1 protein-coding gene is annotated in these 718 nt (G+C 65.7%); it reads left to right on the top strand.

What is annotated here, in order from left to right:
* Positions 1 to 32: 32 nt before the first annotated feature.
* On the top strand, positions 33 to 718 hold a 686-nt coding region (locus RF645_RS13015; protein WP_368819246.1), incomplete at its 3' end, for a transposase.

Below are 718 nucleotides of genomic sequence, written 5' to 3'. Positions count from 1 at the left end.
CTCCTACAGAATCCTCGAACGGAGTCATCACGATGACCGCACCTCACGTTGTCGGCCCTGCCAGCGTGTTGGGCGAAGCCTTGTCCGAAGCAAGCCCGGACATGATGCGCCAGTTGCTGCAAACCATGCTCAACGCTTTGCTGTCCGCCGACGCGGACGCCGTGATCGGCGCCGAGTGGGGCCAGCCCAGCCCGACACGCACGACCCACCGCAACGGCTACCGCCACCGCGACCTCGACACCCGTGTCGGAACCCTCGACATCGCTGTGCCGAAGCTGCGCTCAGGCACCTACTTCCCCGACTGGCTCATGGAACGACTCAAACGAGCCGAGCCCGCACTCATCACCGTCGTCGCTGACTGCTACCTCGCCGGCGTGTCCACGCGCCGCATGGACAAGCTGGTGAAAACCCTCGGCATCAACGCGCTGTCGAAGTCCCAGGTCAGCCGCATGGCCTCCGACCTCGACCAGCTCGTCGAGGACTTCCGCCACCGCCCCCTCGACGATGCAGGCCCGTTCACGTTCGTCACCGCCGACGCCCTCACGATGAAAGTGCGTGAAGGAGGCCGCGTGATCAACACCGTCGTCTTGCTCGCCACCGGCGTCAACAATGACGGCCACCGTGAAGTGCTCGGCCTGCGCGTGGCCACGAGCGAAACCGGGTCAGCGTGGAACGAGTTCTTCGCCGACCTCGTCGCCCGCGACCTGAGCGGCGTCTC

The sequence above is a fragment of the Kocuria sp. CPCC 205260 genome (assembly GCF_040981045.1).
GTDB classification, from domain to species: Bacteria; Actinomycetota; Actinomycetes; order Actinomycetales; family Micrococcaceae; genus Kocuria; species Kocuria palustris.
Note: the sequence above shows the minus strand (reverse complement) of the source record. Positions and strands in the feature narration are given on the sequence as shown.